The organism is Cellulomonas sp. Marseille-Q8402, assembly GCF_965119525.1.
Genome location: NZ_CBCPLX010000001.1, coordinates 841,538 through 856,884 on the forward strand (window position 1 = coordinate 841,538; position 15,347 = coordinate 856,884).

A 15,347-nucleotide genomic window follows, 5' to 3' on the forward strand; every position below is an offset into this window, starting at 1 on the left:
GGGACGACGAAGGCCCCCGCCGCGGATCGCTCCGCGGCGGGGGCCTTCGTCGCTCAGCGCGTCAGCGCTTCACGGTGAACGTCAGCGGGGAGCTGGTGCTGCCCGCCACCGTGTCCGGCCGCGACGGCACGAACACCGCCGTGTACTGGTGCTGGCCGACCGACGCGGTGCGCGGCACCGTGCCGAGCGCCAGGCCCAGCACCACCGGCGACCGGCCGATCACGCGGTCGCCCTCGCGGAACTCGACCGTGCCGGACGGGAACCACGTGCCCTCGACCTGGACCCGCGAGACCAGCAGCGTCGGCAGCCACGTGCCGTACGACTGGCTGGACCGGCTGGCCGAGAGGGTCACGGAGGACTCCCGCAGCTCGGGCTCCGGCTCCTCGGCCGCCGCCACCGTGACCGGCAGCGTGACGGTGGTGCCGCTCGGGGCGGCGACCAGCGTGAGGACGTGCGCCCCCGCCGTGGTGCCGGCCGGGACCGTCACCGCCACCTGCGCCGCGCCGGCGGTGACCGCCGCGGTGCCGATCGACGTGCCGTCCAGCTGGACGTCGAGCGTGGTGTTCTCCGGTGCGCCCAGGCTGGTGAGGTTCAGCCCGGAGACGGGGAACGCCAGCTCGGTGCCGGCCGTGACCTCGTCCGGCAGCGCCGGGACGCCGACCGCCCGCTCGTCGAACTCGGGCGTCAGACCCGGGTGCGCCTCGAGGTAGGCGATCCACGCGTCCCGGTCGATGAGCCCGGAGTCCGCCGTCGCGCTGCCCTCGGCGAGCACCCGGAAGTTGTCCCCGCCCTGCGCCAGGAAGGAGAACGTGCCGATCCGGTACTCCGCCGCCTCGTCGATCGGGGCGCCGTCGACCGTCACCGACGTGATCCGCTCGCCCAGGGGCAGCGACTCGTCGTAGGTGTAGGACACGTTGTCCGACAGGCCGAGCTGCAGGTACGGGCGCGACGGGATCGTGCCGTCCGCGTTGGTCTGCCACTGCTGCTCGAGCATCGTCACCACCTGGTCGCCCGTGAGGGTCGTGGTCCAGAGGTTGTTCACGAACGGCAGGACCGCGTTGGCCTCGGCGTACGTGATGGTGCCGTCGGGCGCGTAGAGCAGCTCCGCCCGCAGGCCGCCGGGGTTGACCACGCCGATCTGCGCGCCGCCCCGCTCGTCGGACGCCAGGGTCTCCAGCAGCGAGTCCGCCACCAGGTTGCCGAGCGCGGACTCCTTGGACCGGTCGTCCCGGGTGCCGCCGGTGTAGGCGCCGTTCGTGTACGCACCACCGGCGTAGGCCGTGGTGATGTCGGCCGTGACCGAGCCCTTGGGCTGGTTGCCGACGACCGCGGCCTCGGCGAGCGCCGCGTCGACGATCGTCTTGACCTCGGCGACCCGCGGGTACTGCGCGACCAGGGCGGCCTGGAAGTCGGCCGGGGTCTGGCCTGCGGCGGGTGCGAGCCGGGCGACGTTCGCGCCCGTCAGCGCCGAGACGGCGTCGGTCGCCGGGTCGTAGGTCAGCGTGACCTTGCCGATGTTCTCGCCGTACGAGCCGGTCTGGACGAGGGGCCGGGTCCACTCGCCCGAGGCTTCCGGCTCCGCCGGGCCGTACCAGGCGTACTGCTTGTGGGTGTGGCCGGTGAAGACGACGTCCACGTCGCCCGAGGTGAGCGTCGCGATCTCGGAGAAGGCGCCGCCCGCGGCGATCTCCTCCTCCAGGGTCGCCCCGTCCGGCGTGCCGGCGCCCGCGCCCTCGTGGTACTCGGCGACGACCACGTCGGCCTCGCCGTTGGACTCGTCGCCGTCGGACAGCTGCGCCGCGACGCGGTTGACCGCCTCGACCGGGTCGCCGAAGTCCAGGTCGGCGATGCCCCCCGGCGTGACCAGCGTCGGGGTCTCCTGGGTGACGGCCCCGATCACGCCGACCTGCACGCCGCCGACGTCGATGACCGTGTACTCGTCCAGGGCGGGGGTCTCGGTGCCCTTCCGGTAGACGTTCGCACCGAGGTACGGGAACTCCGCGTTGCCGCCGCCGGCGATCACGCGGTCGACCAGGTCGGCGTACCCGCGGTCGAACTCGTGGTTGCCGACCGCCGAGGCGCTCAGGTCCAGGGCGTTGAGCACGTCGATCGTCGGCTGGTCCTCGGCCACCGCGGAGGCGAACAGCGAGGCGCCGATGTTGTCGCCGGCCGAGAGGAAGACGGCGGAGCCGCCCGCGTCCTCCGCTGCCGCGCGCTGCTGCTCGACCGTGCCCGCGAAGGCCACCGTGTTGGCGTCGATCCGGCCGTGGAAGTCGTTGATGTTCAGCAGCGTCAGGTCGACGGGCCCGGTCGGCGTGGCGTCACCTGCGGACAGCCCGACGAGCACCGGGTCGTGGTCCGAGGACCGGTAGGCGTCCGGTGCGTAGAACAGCGTGCCGTGCGTGTTGTAGCGGCTGTACTCCAGCGCCACCGACTCGCCCGCGTTGATGTTCCAGACGTCGGCGCCGGTCGCCCGGCCCAGCGCCGCCTCGTTCAGCAGCACGTGGTCCAGCGAGCCCGAGAGACCGGAGAACGAGTACGAGTACTCGCCCGCGTCCAGCGCGGTCGTCGCGTCGGTGTAGCCCGCGGCGTACAGCACCTGCAGCGGGTCCTCCTGGGTGTAGGAGTTGAAGTCGCCCACCAGCGCGACCGCCTCGGCGTCGCCCTGCACCGTCGGGACCCAGTCGCGCAGGGCCTCGGCCTGGCGCACCCGGGACTCGTTGGACGCGCCCTGGCCGTCGCCGGCGTCGGCGTCGCCCGGCCACGGACCGGCCGAGCCCTTCGACTTGAAGTGGTTGACCACCACGAACAGCTGCTCGCCGCCCCCGACCGGCGCGAACGCCTGGCCGATGGGCTCGCGGGCGTTGCCGAACGCCTGGTCGTCCCCGGACTGCGTGCCGAGCGCGCGGGCCTCGCCCACGGTCTCGACGGCCGCCGGCCGGTAGATCAGCGCGTTGGTGATGGTGTCCAGCTGGTCCGCCGGGGGCAGCTCGGCCGACGAGGGCACGAAGGCCCACGTCCCCGCGCCCGCGGCGGCGTTCAGGGCCTCGACCAGGGTGCCGAGCGCCTCGTCCGCGTCGCCGTCGACGCGCGCCGAGCTCTCGATCTCCATCAGGCCGACCACGTCGGCGTCGAGGGCGTTGATCGCCGCGACGATCTTGTCCTGCTGACGCCGCAGGTCCTCGGGGTCCCACGCGCCGCGCTGGTCGCAGCCCTCGCGGACCGTGACCGGGTCACCGGTGCGGTCGCTGTACGGCTCGCAGGTGGCGGTGTCCGCGCCGAGGGTCGTGAAGTAGTTGAGCACGTTGAACGACGCCACGGTGACGTCGGCCTCCCCCAGGCCCTCGGGCGCCGCGGTGCGGTCGTCCTCGAAGGTCGCGGGGTAGCCGGCGGGGTCCGCCGCGTCGAGCGGCAGCGTGGGGTTGAGCTTCCAGGCGTTGTTCCGGTAGTCGACGACGACCGGCGCGGTGAACGTCGCCGCCGCACCGACGCGCACCGGGTTCTCCAGCGACACGTACGGCGGCGTCAGACCGGAGTTCGACGCGGAGAGGAAGTTCGTGCTGGCGCCGTCGTCGAGCACCACGGCGCGGGCAGCGTTGTCCGCGACGACCGCGGCGTACTCCGGCGTGCCGGGCGCGGCGACCTCGGTGGGCTGCAGCAGCGGGGTCGTCCCGGTGGCGAGGCCGACCTCGCCGTACTGGTTGGTGCTGTACGTGTTGCTCACCGTCAGGTCGCCCGACGGCAGGTAGAGCATCGACTCGAGCGCCTCGCGGGACGTCGGGTCGGCCGGCCACGCTCCGGTGACGGGCTGCGGCGCCGCGGCGTCGCCGTCCAGGTGCACCAGGCCGGCCGCGTCGGCGACCGTGATCTCCGTCAGGCCCTGGTACTCCGACACGGCGCCGGTCACCTGGACCAGGTCGCCGACGGCGACGGCGCCGACGGTGGCCTGCGAGAACACGAACACCGCGTCCGACGCCGTCCGCGCCGCGGCGTCGGTGCCGCCGGTGCCCGGCGTCTGGATCGTGTACCCGCGGAACCCGCCGGTCGCGTAGACCGCCGTGACGACGCCGGACGTCGTGACCGTCTGGCCTGCCAGCGGCGACGCGTCGCCCGCACCCTGGACGTCCGCGATCGTGTGGGTGTCCTGCGCGGCGGCGGCAGGGACTGCGGCGGCCAGGGATCCCCCGACCATCGCCCCCACCGCGGCGACGCTCGCCGCCCATCTCGTGCGTGTGCGTAGACCGCTCACCGATGTCTCCGATCCCCCGGGGCGTCGTGCGCCCTCGTCACCTGGCCGCGTCACAGTCGTCACACAGCCGGTGACAACGTATGAGCGGTATGTCCGATTAGGCAACCACGATCGGCGGACCCGCAGGTTGCGCCCGGGTGAACGCCGCGGGTCGCCGAGATCGCCGGTTGCGCCGATCGGGGGCGCGCGGCTGCGGCGAGCGGCGGGCGATGCGCGGCCGAGGTCGTCACACCCGCACGAGGTCGTCCGGTCTGCGGGACGACCTCGTGCCGTCGTGACGACCTCGCGAGCGGCACCGGCGGAGCGCGGCCGGCGCGACGGCAGCCGGACCGGGGACGGCGACGGCCCCGGTGTCGCGACCCCGTCGGGGCGCGGCACCGGGGCCGTCGGGGGCGCGCGCTACGCGCGGAGGGTGGCGCCGAACCGGCGCGCGGCCTCCGCCACGACCGCGGCGCGCACGGCCGCGGTCTCGTCGGCGGTCAGCGTGCGGTCCGCCGCCCGCAGGCGCAGGGCGAACGCCAGGGACCGCAGCCCCGCGCCGACCTGCTCCCCGGCGTACACGTCGAACAGCCGGGCGCTCTCCAGCACGTCACCCGCGCTGCTGGCGGCGGCGCCGGTGCGGACGGCGTCGAGCACGTCGGCCGCCGGCACGTCGGCCGGCACCACCAGGGCGACGTCCTCCTTGGCGACCGGGAACGTCGACACCTCGCGCGCGACCGCCGCGGTGCGCGGGGCGGCGGCGAGCAGCACGTCCAGGTCCACCTCGAACGCGCACGCCCGGGCCGGCAGGCCGTGGGCCGCGACGACCGTCGGGTGCAGCTCCCCCGCGTACCCGACCAGCGCACCCTGGACCGTGCGGAACCGGGCGCACCGGCCCGGGTGCCACGGCGCCCGCTCGGTGTCCGCCTCGACGACGAGCTCGACGCCCAGGGTCTCGGCGACCAGGCGCACGGCGTCGATCGCGTCGGTGTGGTCGGCGGCGCGGCCGGGTCCCCACCAGCCCGCGGGCTCGCGGAGCCCGCTGAGCACGCCGGCGACGTGCCGCGGCTGGTCCGGCACCGCGGCGCGGATCGCGTCGAGCACGTCGGCCGAGGGCCGCTCGGCCACCGGCGGCACCGGCGCGGGCGCGGCGCCGGGTCGGGGCAGCGTCACGGAGCCGACCTCGTACACGGCCAGGTCGGTGGTGCCGCGGGCGGCGTTCCGGCGGGCCGTGTCGAGCAGCGTCACCAGCAGCGAGGTCCGCAGGAACGGCTTCTCCTCGGACAGCGGGTTGGCCAGCCGCAGCATGGTCCGGCGCGCGTCGTCCGCGGGCAGCGCGAGCGCGTCGTGCTGGGCGGCGGCGACGAACGGGTAGGACCAGGTCTCCACCCACCCGGCGTCGGCGAGCGCGGCCGACACCCGGCGGCGCCGGCGCTGCCCGGGCGTCAGCCCGAGCCCGACCGGCGAGCGGGGCACGACCGACGGGATCGCGTCGTAGCCGTGCAGGCGCGCGACCTCCTCGACCAGGTCGACCGGGGCCGCGAGGTCCGGGCGCCACGTCGGGACCGACACGCTGAGCACGGCGTCCGCGCCCGCGCCGACGACCTCGCCGACGGTGCAGCCGATCTCGCGCAGGTACCGGGACACCAGTGCGGCGTCCAGGTCCAGGCCGATCAGCCGGGACGGCAGCCCGACGGGCAGCGTGAGGACCGGGGGCGGCGTCGTCAGGTCGACGTCGGTGAGCACCGGGTCCGCCGTGCCGCCGCCGTGCTCGACCAGCAGCTCGACCACGCGGGCGGTCGCCACGCGCGGCAGCTGCGGGTCGACCCCGCGCTCGAACCGCTTGCTCGCCTCGCTCGGCAGCTTGTGCCGCCGGGCGGTGCGCGCGATCGTCACGGGGTCGAAGTGCGCGGCCTCGATCAGCAGGTCCGTGGTGGTCGCCGACACCTCGGTGTCCGCGCCGCCCATCACGCCCGCCAGCCCGATGACCCGGCCGGCGTCGGGGCCGTCGGTGATCAGCAGGTCCTCGGCGTCCAGCGCGCGGCTCACGCCGTCCAGCGTGGTGAGCTTCTCCCCCGCCCGCGCCCGGCGCACCACGATCGGCGCCGTCAGCGTCGCCAGGTCGTAGGCGTGCAGCGGCTGCCCGAGGTCGAGCATCACGTAGTTGGTGACGTCGACGGCCAGCGAGATCGGGCGCATGCCCGCCTGCGTGAGGCGCTGCTGCATCCAGGACGGCGAGGGCGCGCTCGCGTCGACGCCGCGGACGACGCGGGCGACGAACCGGTCGGCGCCGGCGGCACCGTGGATCGGGGCGTCGTCGCGGAGCTCGACGGGGAACCCGCCCGTGGTCGCGGTCCCCTGGTCGAGGCCGGGACGCGCGAGGCCGCGGTCGGTGAAGGCCGCGCCCGTCGAGTGCGCGTACTCGCGCGCCACGCCGCGCATCGCGAAGCAGTAGCCGCGGTCGGGCGTCACGTTGATCTCGAGGACCTCCTCGCCCAGCCCCAGCAGGGAGCGCGCGTCGGTCCCGGGCTCGGCGTCGATGCCCATCTCGGACAGCACGATGATGCCGTCGTGGTCGTCGCCGAGCCCGAGCTCCCGCGACGAGCAGATCATGCCGTCGGACACGTGGCCGTAGGTCTTGCGCGACGCGATCGGGAACGGCCCGGGCAGCACGGCACCCGGCAGCGCGACGACGACGTGGTCGCCCACGTCGAAGTTGTGCGCCCCGCAGACGATGCCGCGCGGGGTGCGCGTGCCGTCCTCGGCCGTGCCGTTGTGGTCACCCACGTCGACCTGGCACCAGTTGATGGTCTTGCCGTTCTTCTGCGGCTCGGGCACGCGCTCGACGACACGGCCGACCACCAGCGGGCCGGAGACGGCGGCCGGGTGCACGGCCTCCTCCTCGAGCCCGACCTTCACCAGGTCGGCCGCGAGCTGCTCCGCCGTGATGTCGCCGGGAAGCTCGACGTGCTCGGCGAGCCACGTCAGGGGGATGCGAGGCATCAGATCACCGTCCGGAACTGGGTGGAGAAGCGCACGTCGCCCTCCACGATGTCGTGCATGTCCGCGATCTCGTGCCGCAGCATGAGCGTGCGGTCGATGCCCATCCCGAACGCGAAGCCCGAGTACTCGTCGGGGTCGAGGCCCGCCGCCAGCAGGACGTTGGGGTTGACCATCCCGCAGCCGCCCCACTCGATCCAGCCGGGGCCGCCCTTCTTCTGCGGGAACCACAGGTCCATCTCGGCGCTGGGCTCCGTGAACGGGAAGTACGCGGGGCGCAGCCGCGTGCGCGCCTCCGGACCGAACATCGCCTGCGCGAAGTGGTCGAGCGTGCCCTTGAGGTGCGCCATCGTCAGGCCCTTGTCGACCGCGAGGCCCTCGACCTGGTGGAACACCGGGCTGTGCGTCGCGTCGAGCTCGTCGGTCCGGTAGACCCGGCCCGGGCAGGCGATGTAGATCGGCAGGTCCCGCTCGAGCAGGCTGCGCGCCTGCACCGGCGAGGTGTGCGTGCGCAGCACCAGGTGCGGGTCGGGCTCGCCGTCGGCCGCGGCGACGTAGAACGTGTCCTGCATCTGCCGCGCCGGGTGGTCCGGCTTGAAGTTGAGCGCGTCGAAGTTGAACCACTCCGCCTCGACCTCGGGGCCCTCGGCGATCTCCCAGCCCATCCCGACGAAGACGTCGGCGACGCGCTCCTGCAGCTGCTCCAGCGGGTGGCGGGCGCCACGGGGCGCGCGGTCGGACGGCAGCGTCACGTCGACGGCCTCCTCGACCAGCACCCGGGCGTCGCGCTCGGCGACGAGCTCCTCCTCGCGGGCGGCGAGCGCCGCGTTCAGCCGGCCGCGGGCCTGGCCGACGGTCTTGCCGGCGACCGCCTTGTCGGCCGGCGCGAGCCCGCCGATGGCGCGGTTGGCGAGCGCGAGCGCGCTGCGCTCGCCGGTGTGCGCGAGCCGGGCCGCCTTGAGCTCGTCGAGGTCGCCGGCCGCGGCGAACGCGGCCAGGGCCTCGGCGAGCGCGCGGGCGACCGCGTCGGCGTCGAGCGGGGACAACGGGGTGTCAGGCGTGGACATCTGGACCTTCCGGGCGGGGTCTTCGGCGGTGCGCGCTCAGCGCGGACGCACCGTCCGACGGGCGAGTCTAGTGGCGCCCGCTCCGGGACCGGGGACCGTCCGCCGCGGGGCGGGACGGGACCTGTGCGGCGGGTCAGCGCGCGCCGACGCCGGGCCCGGGAACGGGCCCGGGAAATCGGCGGGGCGGCCGGCTCGCTGCGAGGGAGGTCACGGACGCCATGCTGCCACGGGCGGGCGTCGACAGCCGCGCGCCCGCCCCGCGAGAATCGCGGTCCAGGCGGCACTGACGAGGAGGCACGATGGCGACGTTCACCGGTGGCGACGACCTGCGGGGCGCGCGGTTCGTCGACGCGGACCTCACCGGCTCCCGGTTCGTCCGGGCCGACCTGTCCGGGGTGGTCATGCGCGGCGTCGACGTGGACGGGGCGGACGTCGACGCACCGTGGCTGCTGGAGGGCGGCGCGCTGCGGGTCAACGGGGTGGACGTGGCCCCGTACGTCGACGCCGAGCTGGACCGGCGGTTCCCCGGCCGCGCCGACCGGCACGCGACCGACCCCGACGGGCTGCGTACCGCGTGGGCGGCGGTCGAGCGCACGTGGGCGGCCACGCTCGCACGCGCCGCGGCGCTGCCGGCCGGGACGGTCGACGTCTCCGTCGACGGCGAGTGGTCGTTCGCGCAGACGCTGCGGCACCTGGTGATGGCCACGGACACGTGGCTCCGGCGCGCGGTCCTCGGCATCGACCGGCCCTACCACCCGATCGGCCAGCCCCACACCGAGTACGCGACCGACGGGTACGACCCGGCCGTGTTCGCGCCGGGCGTGCCGCCGTACGCGGACGTGCTCGAGGTCCGTGCGGAGCGCGTCGCGATGGTGCGCGACCTGCTCGCGGCGGTCACCGCGGACGACCTCGCGACGGTGCGCGCCCACCCCTGGGCGCCCGAGCACCCGGTGACCACGCTGTCGTGCCTGCACACGATCCTCGAGGAGGAGTGGGAGCACCACCGGTACGCCGTGCGCGACCTGGACGTGCTCGCGGCGCGGTCCGCGACCTGACCGGCCGGCGTCACCCCGGGGTCGCGGCGCCCAGCGGCCACGTGCGGAGCGGCCGGTACAGCGGACCGCCCGCGCGGCCCTCGCCCGGGACCGACTCCGCGAGCACCAGCTCCCGCACCGGCCAGCGCGGCCCGCGGTACACCGCCAGGGCGTGCACCAGCACGTCGCCCGGGTCGGGCACGGCGAGGTCGCGACGCCGCCGGCCGCCCCGCGGCTGAGCCACGCGGCCGAGCGTCAGGTGCGGGCGGGACCGCACGCGGTCGTCCTGCCGCGCGCCGATCGCCTCCCCGGCGTCGCGGCAGCCGTCGACGAGCGCGTGCACGGCCGCCACGTCGCCGCCCACCCCGGCCCACAGCGTGCGGTGCGCGAAGACGCCGGCGCCCGTCAGCGCCAGGTCGAACGGCTCGCCGCCGGCGGCCACCTCGGCCAGGTCGTCGGCCAGCTGCTCCACGCGGCCCTCGCCGACGTCGCCGTAGAACGCCAGGGTCACGTGCCAGTTCTCGGCGGCCGTCCACCGGACGCCCTCCGGTCCGGACCGGCCGGGGGCTTCCTCGGGGTCCACCCCGACGGCCGTCACCAGCGCGGTGGCGAGGTGCCGCCGGACCTCCGGCGAGGGCCAGAGCCCGGCGAAGACGCGCATCGGACCAGCATGCCGGACGACGAGCGGGGAGGGGTCCCCCTCAGCGGTGCGCGCGGGACGACGCGTAGAGGCAGACCGCGGCCGCCGTCCCGAGGTTGAGCGACTCGGCCCGGCCGCGCAGCGGGACCCGCACGACGGCGTCGGCCCGGTCCCGGTCCTCCGGCGGCAGCCCCCACGCCTCGTTGCCGAACAGCCACGCGGTGGGGGCGCGCAGGTCGGTGCCCCCGGTCGGCTCGCCGCCGGCCGCGCGGGCGGCGGCGTCCTGCAGGTCGTCCAGGTCCAGCTCCCCCGTGCCGTCCGCCGCCAGGACCGCGAGCCCGGCGCTGCGCAGGGCGGCCACGGCGTCCTCGACCGGCACCCCGGAGACCACCGGCAGGTGGAACAGCGACCCCGCCGTCGACCGCACGACCTTCGGGTTGGTCGCCTCGACGCTCTCCCCCGCGACGACCACGGCGTCGGCGCCCGCGGCGTCCGCGACCCGGATCACGGTGCCGGCGTTCCCGGGGTCCCGGACGCGGGCGAGCACCGCGACCAAGGTCGGGCGCGCGGCCAGGACGGCGTCCAGCGCACCGGCGCCGAGCGGCCCCAGCAGCGGCTGCCCGGACGGCGCCGCGGCCGCGGGGGCGGCGTCGGCGACCGCCAGCACGCCCTGGGCGTCCGGCGACATCGCGTCGAGCACGTCGACCTCCCCGAGGTGCAGGTGCAGCCCGGCGGCCTCCGCGTCCGCGACGATCTCGGCGTACCGGTCGGCGGCCTCCGCCGTCAGGTAGACGTCCCGCACGAGGTGCGGCGCCCAGCGCACGACCTCGCGCACCGCCTGCGGGCCCTCGACCAGGTACCGGCCCGCCCGGCGGCGCCCGGCGCGGGTGCCGAGGGCGCGCACGGCGCGGACCCGGTCGGCGTGGGGGTTGGTCAGCGTGCTCAGCGGGGGGCGGCCGTCGGCGGAGGTGCGGGACACGCCCCCATCCTCCCGCACCCCGGCCCGTCCTCCGCGCCGTCGGGCCGCGCCGTCGGGCCGCGCCGTCGGGCCGCGACGAGGACCGGGCCCCGGACGCGCCGGACCCCCGGGAGCCTGGTGGCTCCCGGGGGTCCGGAGGTGCGGTGCGCGGGCCGGGCCCGCGCGGCGCGAGGTGCTGCTGGTGCGTCAGGCCGCGGCGCGCGGCGCGTTGACGTCCGCCGGCAGCGCGTCCTTGGCCAGCTGGACGACCGCGTTGAACGCGGGGGCGTCGTTGACGGCCATGTCCGCGAGGACGCGACGGTCCACCTCGATGCCCGCGAGCTTGAGGCCCTGGATCAGGCGGTTGTAGGTCAGGCCCTGCTCGCGCGCCGCAGCGTTGATCCGCTGGATCCACAGCTTGCGGAAGTCGCCCTTGCGCGCCTTGCGGTCGCGGTAGGCGTAGACGAGGGAGTGGGTGACCTGCTCCTTGGCCTTGCGGTACAGGCGCGAACGCTGCCCGCGGTAGCCGGAGGCGCGCTCGAGAGTTGCCCGGCGCTTCTTCTGGGCGTTGACCGCCCGCTTCACGCGTGCCACGTGATGCTCCTTGCGTTGTTCTCAGGTCGGCGTGCTGCCGCGGCGCTCGCGCGCCGGCGGGTCACTTGCCGAGCAGCTTCTTGATACGGGGGGCGTCGGCCGGGGTGACGACCTGGTCGGTGGCGAGACGGCGCGTGCGGCGGCTCGACTTGTGCTCGAGCAGGTGGCGGGCGTTCGCCTGCTCGCGCATGACCTTGCCGCTCCCGGTGATCCGGAAGCGCTTCTTCGCACCGGAGTGCGTCTTGTTCTTCGGCATGGCTGCCGTCTCTCCTTGTCGTCGCGCCGCGCACCGGGTGCGTGGCTCGTCCGTCCGGTCCCGGTGGGGTCCGGGCGTGGTGGTGCTGGTCAGGCGTTCTGCGACCCGCCGGACGACCGGGGTGCCGGTCGTGCCGCGGGACGCGGGCTCGGTGCCGGCCGCGGCGTGGGCCGGGGGGTCGGCGTCGCCGTCGGCCGGGGGGCCGCGGCGGGCTTGGGTGCGGCAGCCGGCTTCGGGGCCGCGGCCGGCGCGGGCGCCGTCGCGGGCTTCGCAGCGGCAGCCGGCTTCGACGCCGCGGCGGGACGCGGTGCAGCGGCGGCCTTCGGCGCGGCGGCCTTCGGAGCCGGCGCAGCCGCCGGAGCCGGTGCGGCCTCCTGGGCGGGAGCGGCGGGAGCGGTCTCCGCTGCCGGAGCGACCTCGGGCGCCGGGGCGGCCGGAGCCGCCTCGGGGGCCGGGGCGGCCGGAGCCGCCTCGGGGGCCGGGGCGGCGACGGGCGCGGCGGCCTCCTCCGGGACGGCGGACTCGTCCGGGGCGGCGGACTCGTCCGTCGGCCGCTCCTCGCGGGCGGGACGGGCGCGACGCTGCTCCTGGCGCTGCTCGGCCTTCTTCTTGGTCGGGCCGAGCACCATGATCATGTTGCGGCCGTCCTGCTTCGGCATGCTCTCGATGAAGCCGAGCTCCTCGACGTCCGCCGCGAGGCGCTGCAGCAGGCGCACGCCCATCTCCGGGCGCGACTGCTCGCGGCCGCGGAACATGATCATGACCTTGACCTTGTCGCCGGCCGCCAGGAACCGCTCGACGTGGCCCTTCTTGGTGCCGTAGTCGTGCGGGTCGATCTTGAGCCGGAACCGGATCTCCTTGAGAACCGTGTTGCTCTGGTTGCGCCGGGCCTCGCGCGCCTTCATGTCTGCTTCGTACTTGAACTTGCCGTAGTCCATGATCTTGCAGACGGGCGGGCGGGCGTCCGGGGCGACCTCGACGAGGTCGAGATCCGCGTCCTGGGCCAGGCGCAGCGCGTCCTCCACGCGGACGATGCCGACCTGCTCGCCGTTCGGGCCGACCAGGCGGACCTCGGCGACGCGGATCCGATCGTTGATGCGGGGCTCGCTGATGTGGTGCTCCTCGAAGTCGAAGTTCTGACTCCAGGAACGAGGACGGCCCCCGGACCTGGGCACAGGCGGGGGCCGACGGATCCACGGCACCCGGCCTCCAGGCCGTGCACCGTCGGGCCGCGCTCCCCGTCAGGGGCTCACGGCCTGGACCGAGACCTGGCCCCTGTTGCCGGCGAACCGGGCGGTCGAGACTCAGGTGGGATCGACTCCACTTGTGCACCTGGGTCGCTCGCTCGTCCTCGCGGACGCACGCCGACCCAGGCCAGTCGCGGACCACAGTACCAGAACCCCAGCCGGACCTCGCCCGACCCGGTGCCCGGGTCTCGCGACTGACGTGACACGCCGTCAGATACCTACTTGAACTGTTCCAGAAAGCATGTCAGGGTGTGGCCATGCCCGTCGACCAGCACACCGACCCCGCGGAGCTCCTCCGGGAACGGGGCCTGCGCGTCACCGCTCCCCGCCTCGCGGTGCTCGAGGCGGTCGACCTGCTGCCGCACGCCGACGCGGACGCGGTGCTGCGGCACGCGCGCTCCGCGCTGCCGACCGTCTCCGTGCAGGCCGTCTACGACGTGCTGCACGCGCTGACGGACGCGGGCATCGTGCGGCGCATCGAGCCGGCCGGGCACCCGGCGCGCTACGAGCGGCGCGTCGGCGACAACCACCACCACGTGGTGTGCCGCACGTGCGGTGCGGTCGGCGACGTCGACTGCGTCGTGGGCGAGGCGCCGTGCCTCACGCCCAGCGCCACGTCCGGCTTCACGATCGAGCTCGCCGAGGTGACGTTCTGGGGCCTGTGCCCCGACTGCCGCGCGACCGCCTGAGAGCCGCACCCGACCCGCACCACCCTCGACCCCCGGTCGGGCGACCCCGCCCGCCCGGTCCCCGGCGCGCCCTCGACCCGCGCGCCGCCGACCCGGAAGGACACCCTGTGACCCAGGTCCAGCCGACCACCACCAACTCCGGCGCCCCCGTCGCCTCCGACGCGCACTCGATGTCCGTCGGCGCGGACGGCCCGATCGTCCTGCACGACCACTACCTGGTCGAGAAGCTCGCGCAGTTCAACCGCGAGCGGGTCCCCGAGCGCGTCGTGCACGCCAAGGGCGGCGGCGCCTTCGGCACGTTCACCACCACGGGCGACGTGAGCCGCTACACCCGCGCCGCGCTGTTCCAGCCGGGCGTCGAGACCGAGATGCTCGCGCGGTTCTCCTCCGTGGCCGGCGAGCACGGCTCCCCGGACACCTGGCGCGACCCCCGCGGCTTCGCGCTGAAGTTCTACACGTCCGAGGGCAACTACGACCTGGTCGGCAACAACACCCCGGTGTTCTTCCTGCGCGACGGCATCAAGTTCCCCGACTTCATCCGCTCGCAGAAGCGCCTCCCGGGCTCGAACCTGCGCGACAACGACATGCAGTGGGACTTCTGGACGCTGTCCCCCGAGTCGGCGCACCAGGTCACCTGGCTGATGGGCGACCGCGGCCTGCCGCGCTCCTGGCGGACGATGGACGGCTTCGGCTCGCACACCTACCAGTGGGTCAACGCCGCCGGCGAGCGGTTCTGGGTCAAGTACCACTTCAAGTCCCAGCAGGGCATCGACAACCTGTCCGGCGACGAGGCGGCCCAGCTGGCCGGCTCCGACGCCGACCACCACATCCGCGACCTGTTCGAGCACATCGCCGACGGCGAGTTCCCGCGCTGGACGCTGTCGGTGCAGGTCATGCCGTACGAGGACGCGAAGACCTACCGGTTCAACCCGTTCGACCTGACCAAGGTGTGGCCGCACGCGGACTACCCGCTGATCGAGGTCGGCACGATGGAGCTGAACCGGAACCCGGAGAACTACTTCGCGCAGATCGAGCAGGCGACGTTCGCGCCGAGCAACTTCGTCCCCGGCATCCAGACCAGCCCGGACAAGATGCTGCTCGCGCGGATCTTCTCCTACGCGGACGCCCACCGGTACCGCGTCGGCACCAACCACCAGCAGCTGCCGGTGAACGCGCCGAAGTCGGAGGTGCACTCCTACTCCAAGGACGGCGCCGCGCGGTACTCGTTCAACGCGCCCGACGTCCCCGTCTACGCACCCAACTCGATCGGCGGCCCCGCGGCCGACCCGGCCCGCGCGGCCGAGTCGGGCGGCTGGGAGTCCGACGGCGAGATGGTCCGGTCCGCCGCGACCCTGCACCCGGAGGACGACGACTGGGGTCAGGCCGGCACCCTCTACCGCGAGGTGTTCGACGACGCCGCGCGCGCCCGGTTCCTGGAGACCATCACCGGTCACGTCGGCGGCGTGAAGAGCGACGTCATCCGCGCCCGGGCGATCCAGTACTGGACCAACGTCGACGCGGGCCTCGGCGCCGCGCTGTCCGCCGCGCTGGCGGGCACCGCGCCGCTCGAGACCGGTGAGCCGGCGACCGCGAGCACGCCGGTCGCCTGACCCGGCCGGCGCGCCCCCACGCGC

General features: G+C 75.1%; 11 protein-coding genes. 3 read left to right on the plus strand and 8 right to left on the minus strand.

Going from position 1 to position 15,347, the window contains the following annotated elements; genetic code table 11:
- Positions 1–61 precede the first annotated feature (61 nt).
- The 3 genes from ACWPWW_RS03945 to pheS form a co-directional block, all read right to left on the minus strand.
- Positions 62–4,192, minus strand: a complete 4,131-nt coding sequence (locus ACWPWW_RS03945) for an ExeM/NucH family extracellular endonuclease (protein ID WP_454050390.1) — start codon at positions 4,190–4,192, stop codon at positions 62–64.
- Positions 4,193–4,648: 456 nt separating this feature from the next.
- On the minus strand, positions 4,649–7,231 hold the full coding sequence (gene pheT / locus ACWPWW_RS03950; RefSeq protein ID WP_454049040.1) for a phenylalanine--tRNA ligase subunit beta: 2,583 nt from the start codon (positions 7,229–7,231) through the stop codon (positions 4,649–4,651).
- On the minus strand, positions 7,231–8,295 hold the full coding sequence (gene pheS, locus ACWPWW_RS03955) for a phenylalanine--tRNA ligase subunit alpha (RefSeq protein ID WP_454049041.1): 1,065 nt from the start codon (positions 8,293–8,295) through the stop codon (positions 7,231–7,233). Before pheS ends, pheT begins: the two co-directional genes overlap by 1 nt.
- Positions 8,296–8,594: 299 nt before the next feature.
- On the opposite strand from pheS, the gene ACWPWW_RS03960 reads away from it, so the two are divergent.
- The gene (locus ACWPWW_RS03960; RefSeq protein ID WP_454049042.1) at positions 8,595–9,350 is read left to right on the plus strand and encodes a DinB family protein; all 756 of its coding nucleotides are present in this window, start codon (positions 8,595–8,597) and stop codon (positions 9,348–9,350) included.
- Positions 9,351–9,360: 10 nt separating this feature from the next.
- Here the strand turns inward: ACWPWW_RS03960 and thpR are convergent, their stop codons facing one another.
- From thpR to infC, 5 genes are all read right to left on the minus strand, one after another.
- Positions 9,361–9,990: an RNA 2',3'-cyclic phosphodiesterase gene (thpR, locus tag ACWPWW_RS03965; RefSeq protein WP_454049043.1), complete on the minus strand. Its 630-nt coding sequence runs from the start codon at positions 9,988–9,990 to the stop codon at positions 9,361–9,363.
- Positions 9,991–10,030: 40 nt separating this feature from the next.
- Positions 10,031–10,948, minus strand: a complete 918-nt coding sequence (locus tag ACWPWW_RS03970) for a TrmH family RNA methyltransferase (RefSeq protein WP_454049044.1) — start codon at positions 10,946–10,948, stop codon at positions 10,031–10,033.
- A 186-nt stretch (positions 10,949–11,134) separates the two neighbouring features.
- Positions 11,135–11,521, minus strand: coding sequence for a 50S ribosomal protein L20 (rplT, locus tag ACWPWW_RS03975; protein ID WP_454049045.1), 387 nt, complete (start codon positions 11,519–11,521; stop codon positions 11,135–11,137).
- A 61-nt stretch (positions 11,522–11,582) separates the two neighbouring features.
- Positions 11,583–11,777, minus strand: coding sequence for a 50S ribosomal protein L35 (gene rpmI / locus ACWPWW_RS03980; protein WP_454049046.1), 195 nt, complete (start codon positions 11,775–11,777; stop codon positions 11,583–11,585).
- A gap of 89 nt (positions 11,778–11,866) precedes the next feature.
- Positions 11,867–12,952 carry a translation initiation factor IF-3 gene (infC, locus tag ACWPWW_RS03985; RefSeq protein WP_454049047.1) on the minus strand — a complete coding sequence of 362 codons (1,086 nt, stop codon included), beginning with the start codon at positions 12,950–12,952 and terminating at the stop codon, positions 11,867–11,869.
- A 329-nt stretch (positions 12,953–13,281) separates the two neighbouring features.
- Between infC and ACWPWW_RS03990 the strand changes: the two genes are divergently transcribed.
- Both ACWPWW_RS03990 and ACWPWW_RS03995 read left to right on the plus strand, forming a co-directional pair.
- Positions 13,282–13,713: a Fur family transcriptional regulator gene (locus tag ACWPWW_RS03990; protein WP_454049048.1), complete on the plus strand. Its 432-nt coding sequence runs from the start codon at positions 13,282–13,284 to the stop codon at positions 13,711–13,713.
- Positions 13,714–13,820: 107 nt separating this feature from the next.
- Positions 13,821–15,323, plus strand: coding sequence for a catalase (locus tag ACWPWW_RS03995; protein ID WP_454049049.1), 1,503 nt, complete (start codon positions 13,821–13,823; stop codon positions 15,321–15,323).
- Positions 15,324–15,347: the final 24 nt, after the last annotated feature.